The organism is Bacteroides sp. 51 (assembly GCF_010500965.1).
GTDB lineage: Bacteria > Bacteroidota > Bacteroidia > Bacteroidales > Bacteroidaceae > Bacteroides.
In genome coordinates this window covers 118,453-118,927 of sequence record NZ_QVMI01000008.1, presented here as the reverse complement: position 1 = coordinate 118,927, position 475 = coordinate 118,453, and the positions used below count along the sequence as shown (strand labels likewise).

General features: G+C 43.6%; 1 protein-coding gene. It reads left to right on the top strand.

From position 1 onward, the window contains the following. Window positions 1–22 precede the first annotated feature (22 nt). Window positions 23–475: transposase (locus D0T87_RS24560; protein WP_370526828.1), on the top strand; the 453-nt coding region annotated here is incomplete at its 3' end.

Below are 475 nucleotides of genomic sequence, written 5' to 3'. Positions count from 1 at the left end.
TGCTTTGCAGGCTGGTTCTGATGTGAATGTTGATGAGACCTGGTGTCGTTATCAAACTCATTATGGTCACAAGAAGACTTATATGTGGTGTTTGGTAAATAAGAAAGCAAACATCGTTATTTTCTTCTATGAAGACTGCACGGATGCGGATGGGAGCCGGCATACTGGTGGAAGACGTCGCAAGGTATTGACTGACTTTTTGGGTGATGCCAAGCTTCGTTCGTTGCAGAGTGATGGTTATAACGTTTATATGTATTTGGATGACGAACTTACCAGTGTGGACCATCTTTGTTGCATGGCTCACGCCCGTGCGAAGTTCAAGACTGCGTTTGATCAGGGTTGTGATCGTGCTCGTTTCTTTCTTCTTAAGATGGGTAGCCTTTATAAACGTGAGGAGGAATATGTTCGTTTAAAGTTGTCTGCCGCTGAGATCAAGCGTCGTCGCAATGATGAATATACTAATGGGATAGTTGAT